This is a genomic window from Monashia sp. HAY1-2A (assembly GCF_056755315.1).
Window position 1 is genome coordinate 1 of record NZ_JBNDHY010000228.1, and the last position, 5,011, is coordinate 5,011.

Genomic DNA, 5,011 nt, shown 5'->3' on the forward strand with positions numbered 1-5,011 from the left:
CGGCCGACCAGTAGGTGACCATGTCCAGCACCTTGAGCCGCTCCGGGGTCGGGCTCATGTTCGTCGCGGTGAAGTCGAAACGACCGGCGGAGAGGCCGGGGATGATGGTGTCGAACGAGACGTTCTTGACCTCGAGCTTCAGTCCGAGCGTCTTCGCCAGCAGCGTGGCGATGTCGACGTTGTACCCGACCGGCGTCTTGTTGTCGGTGTCCAGGTACGAGGTGGGCGGGTTGTGCAGGTCCGCGGCCATCGAGATCGTGCCGCGCTCCTTGACCGCCGCCGGCAACAGCTTGACCGCCGCGGGATCCACCTGCACCTCCGGCACCGACCCGGTCGGAGCCGCACCAGCGGCGTCGGTCGTACCCCCGGCGGCCGACGAGCTGCACGCCGCGGCCGAGAGCAGGAGCACAGGAGCCAACGCCGCGAGGCATACGCGTCGCTTGATGCTCATGGTCTGGTTTCCTTCGGTGGTAGCGCCATTGATACGGGTCATGTCCAACTTCCTTGTTTCGCGGGCGAGCTCACTCTCGCCCGGGTGGGTCTCGGTGTGTTGCTGGGTGGTCGAAGGTCCGTGCTGGGTGGCCAGCTGCCGCGGCGGGCACGAGCGATCCGTTCGGTGGAGGTGCGCCACTTCTCCGTGGTCGGTGACATCGCTGGCGCCTGCGACCCCGCGCTGGACTCACCTACTCGTCGTCAGGCAGGGCCAGCCCCCCGCGCGTCGACGTCGTCGTCGCGGCGAGGAGGTCGCTCCATGTCCTCGGTGCGCAGGGGCGCGCCGAGGGATGCGGGCCCGCGGCCGTACCCGCGTAGTGGCTTGTCACCGACTCTGCGCGGGTCTGCATCCGGGCACGCCGAATGCCGGTGGCTTCGGTCGGCGCGCTGGGGGAGGTCCCGCTGACCACTCGCGCCTGGTGGGGGCTGCTGGCCAGGCCCCGGGTGGTCGGAGCTGATCAGGTTCTGTCGCTGGCCGGGGAGTGCGTCGGGGGGAACTGCGGAGCGCTCATTGAAGGCAGCCCTCTCTCTTCGGTCGTTGCCGCAAGAGTAGAGAGCGGGACGGAAGACTGTCAACAGTTGACGGGAAGAGTTTGGGCCTGGCTACTCGTCGTCGGTCGCGGCCGCGCCCGCGAGGACCTGGCGCAGAGCGGCCGCCTGGCCTCGCAAGACGGCGACGTCGCCCGGGCGGGGGCCCTCGGCGAACGCGTCCTCGAGCTGCCTGGCCGGTGCGGTGGCCTGCGGGAAGCCCACCGTTCCCGCTGCACCCGCGACCCGGTGCGCAGCGCGTTCGGCCGCGTGCCGCTCCTCCTCGTCGAGGACGTCGCCCGCCAGGTGCTCGACGGCCGTGTCGATGGTGTCGAGGTTCTCGGTGAAGGACGCGCGGGCCCGGTCGTAGATGGCCTGCAGCCGTTCGGCGGCGCTCGGCCCGGCACCGGCCCCGCCGGCCGGTGAGCCGTCGGGACGGGGACCTGTGGCGTTCACGAGTCCCACCCGAGCAGCTGGGAGACCTGCACCGACAGGGAGAACGGGTCGAAGGGCTTGGCGAGGACGCCCGCCACGCCCAGGCCGTCCCACCGCCGCCGTTCGGCCGGTTGCACCTTCGCGGTGAGCAGCACGACCGGCACGTCGCGCGTGCGTGGATCGTCCTGCAGCCGGGCGAAGGTCGTGGGCCCGTCCATGACGGGCATCATCACGTCGAGGATGATGGCATCGGGTGGGTCGGCGGCTGCCATGGTCAACGCCTCCATGCCGTTGGAGGCCGCGGTGACCTCCCACCCGGCCACCATCTCGAGACTGGCCTGGGCGACCTCACGGATCGCGTCGTCGTCGTCGACGATGAGCACTCGCCGGCTCATCGGGTGCCTCCCGTGACCACCGCGTCGAGGAGCTGCAGCACCTGGTGCTGCACATCGGCCGGGTTCGTCCGCGCCTTCGTGAAGAACTGCGTCGGACCGAGACGGAGTCGCTGCTTGTCGTGCTCGTCGAGCTCCAGCGCGCTGTAGACGACCAGAGGCACGCGACACAGCCTCGGGTCCTCGCGGAGCCAGTCGACCAGGTCGAACCCGTCACCGTCGGGGAGCAGCAGGTCGAGCAGCAGCAGGTCGGGCGCGATCTCCTGGCTCAGCCGGAGGGCGTCCCGGGCGGTGTGCGCGGCCACCGCGGTCACGCCGTGCTCGGCGAAGAGCGCCACGAGCACGCCGGTCAACGCCGGGTCGTCCTCGACGATGAGCAGGCGGGGTCCCGCGCCGCCGTCCGCGACCGCGACGTTCAGCTCGGCCAGCAGCCAGGCGATGTCGAGGGGCTTGGTCAGCCAGGCGACGACATCGGTCGGCACGCGTCCGGGTTCGGTGCCGCTGATGACGATGACCGGGACATCGCGGGTCCGCTCGTCGGCCCGCAGTGCCGAGATGGCCGTCCAACCGTCTTGTCCCGGCAGGGCCAGGTCCATCAGGACCGCGGCCGGCGTCTCCCGGAGAGCCAGCGTCAGGGCCTCCTCGGCGGATCCCGCGCCGACCACCCGATAGCCCTCGGAACGGAGCAGCTCGGAGATGACGGCGCGGGTCGCGGCGTCGTCCTCGCAGACGAGGACCGGTGGGACCGATCGGATCGCGTCCGGCGCCCCGAGCGGGTCGGAGGCGTCGACCATCGGGAGCGTGAAGCAGAAGGTCGCGCCCGAGCCGGGCTCACTGAGGGCCCAGATCCGCCCGCCGTGCTGCTCGACGATGCCGCGACAGATCGCCAGGCCGAGACCGCTGCCTTCCTTCTCCCGGCTGTCCGAGGCATCCACCTGCGCGAACCGTCCGAAGACGGCTTCCAGATGGTCCGCTGGGATGCCGTCTCCCTCGTCGCTGACGGTGACGGTCACCTCCCTGTCCGTCTCCGCGGCGGTGATCCGGACGGTGCCGTCGGGTGGCGAGAACTTGACGGCGTTGGAGAGCAGGTTGGTGAGCGTCTGGACGATGCGGTCCGCGTCCGCGTCCACGGAGCCTCGGACCTCGCCGACCTGCAGCCGAACCCTTGCCTGCGCAGCGAGACCGGTCATCTCCTCGACGGCCCGGGCCACGAGCTCGCTGACCGACCACGCCTTTCGGTGCAGCGCGAGCTTGCCCGAGGCGATCCGCTCGACGTCGAGGATGTCGTTGATGAGACGGATCAGACGGTCGGTGGACTCGACCGCGATGTGCACCATGCGCTGTGCCCTCGGCTCCGCGTCCTTGAGCAACCCGCCCTGCAGCAGGCCGAGGGCGCCACGCAGGGACGTGAGTGGTGTGCGCAGCTCGTGGCTGACGACCGAGACGAACTCGTCCTTCATCCGGTCGACCTCCCGACGCTCGGTCACGTCGCGGAACATCAGCACCGCGCCGCTGACCTCCTCCTGCGAGTCCCGGGTCGGTGCCACGGTGAGCTCGACGGGGAAGTAGGTGCCGTCCGCCCGGCGGTAGGTCGCGTCGGTCACGGCGCGGACCTGACCGTCGAGGAGAGCCTGCGCGACCGGGTCCAACGCTGCCGTCACGGGCTCGCCGCGGGCGTCGAGCGGCTGGGTCACCTCGTGGAGGGAACGGCCGGCGAGCTCGGTCGGGGCACGCCCGAGCAACGCCGCTGCCGCCGGGTTGACGAAGGTCAGCCGCCCCAGCCGGTCGAGACCCACGATGCCCTCGCCCGCCCCGTCGAGGATGGAGCGGTGCTGGTGCGTGAGCTGCTCGAGCGCCTGGGTGCGCCGCCGCACCGTGTCCTCCAGGTGTCCGGTGAGCCGGATGTTGTCCGCGAGCGTCAGCATGTGCCGGAAGACCAGCAGGGCAACGACAGCGACCAGGACGCCGACGAGGACTCGGTCCGCGAGCAGGCCCGGCGACCCGGCGACGACGACCAGCACGGCCGCCACGGGCAGGTAGGGCAGCAGCTCGCGCGCCAGGGCGCGCGGGTCCACGCGGTCCTCGGCGACGTCCGCACGCCGCGATGGTGCGAGAGCGGCCAGACCGAGCAGCATGTAGCCGACGGTCCAGCCGAGGTCGAGGCCGCTTCCCGCGGCGTCCTTCCCCTGGAGCGCGAGGTAGCTGATTCCTGTGTCGGCACAGGCGATCGACACGAACCCGGCAGCGACGAGGAGGATGGGAAGGCGTTCGCGGCCCGCCGCACGGATGGCGAGGCCGATGGCGATCGAGATGATGACGATGTCGGCGAGCGGGTAGAACAGGTAGACCGCGAGGTAGATCCAGGTCACGTCGCCGAGCTGCTCGAAGAGGGGTCCGACGACCAGGATCCAGCTGATGAACAACAGCGCGGCGCCCACGACGAGCCCGTCCGCGATGGACCGCACCCGCGCCGCCGGGGTCAGCTCCCGGCTCGGAAAGGTCAGCATCGCCCCGATGGCGAACGGCACGACGGCGACGAAGAAGACGTCAGCGGGTCCGGGATAGGTCTGTGAGTCCGGCGCCAGCACCTGGTAGTAGAACCAGACCGTGTTGCCGAGGGCGTAGCACGTCGCTGCACCGCCCAGCAGCCACCACGGGAGGCGCTGTCCGGGCCCCCTGAGGCGGGCCGCACGGAAGCACGCACCGCCCGCGAACACCGAGAACAGCACGAACCCCGCGTCGCTGACGGCCCGGACGACTGTATGGCTGCCGCGGCCGGTCAGGCCGAAGGCGGCCAGCGCCACGGCCACGACGACGCATCCGATGGCCGCCCTGCGGAAAGGGACCCACTCAGTTCGTCGCACTCGAGACATGCATCCCCGTGTCTTTTGCACAAAAGCCTCGAATCGGGCTGAACCGATACTGGCACGGAACCGCGGGTGCGCGCGGTGTTTGCGGAATGAACCGTGGCGGGACGAGCACCCGAGCCGGCCGCACCCGAGCCGGCCCCCGCACCGCCGGCCCGCTGCGCGACCGAACGAGTCGTTCGGCTGTCTCTTATACACATCTCCGAGCCCACGAGACGCGTAGTAATCGGGGGGGGGGGGGGGGGGGGTGGGGGGGGGGGGGGGGGGGGGGGGGGGGGGGGGGGGGGGGGGGGGGGG

At 71.1% G+C, this 5,011-nt stretch carries 4 protein-coding genes; all 4 read right to left on the bottom strand.

Annotated elements, in window-relative coordinates:
- A partial coding sequence (locus tag ACPYOM_RS20910) for a transporter substrate-binding domain-containing protein (protein WP_481347424.1) occupies positions 1-451 on the bottom strand: 451 nt, incomplete at its 3' end.
- Positions 452-1,095: 644 nt separating this feature from the next.
- On the bottom strand, positions 1,096-1,476 hold the full coding sequence (locus ACPYOM_RS20915; protein WP_481347425.1) for an Hpt domain-containing protein: 381 nt from the start codon (positions 1,474-1,476) through the stop codon (positions 1,096-1,098).
- A complete protein-coding gene (locus ACPYOM_RS20920) occupies positions 1,473-1,850 on the bottom strand; it encodes a response regulator (RefSeq protein WP_481343809.1) in 378 nt (125 codons plus the stop codon). The genes ACPYOM_RS20915 and ACPYOM_RS20920 overlap by 4 nt, the downstream gene beginning before the upstream one ends.
- A complete protein-coding gene (locus ACPYOM_RS20925; RefSeq protein WP_481347426.1) occupies positions 1,847-4,657 on the bottom strand; it encodes an ATP-binding protein in 2,811 nt (936 codons plus the stop codon). Before ACPYOM_RS20925 ends, ACPYOM_RS20920 begins: the two co-directional genes overlap by 4 nt.
- Positions 4,658-5,011: the final 354 nt, after the last annotated feature.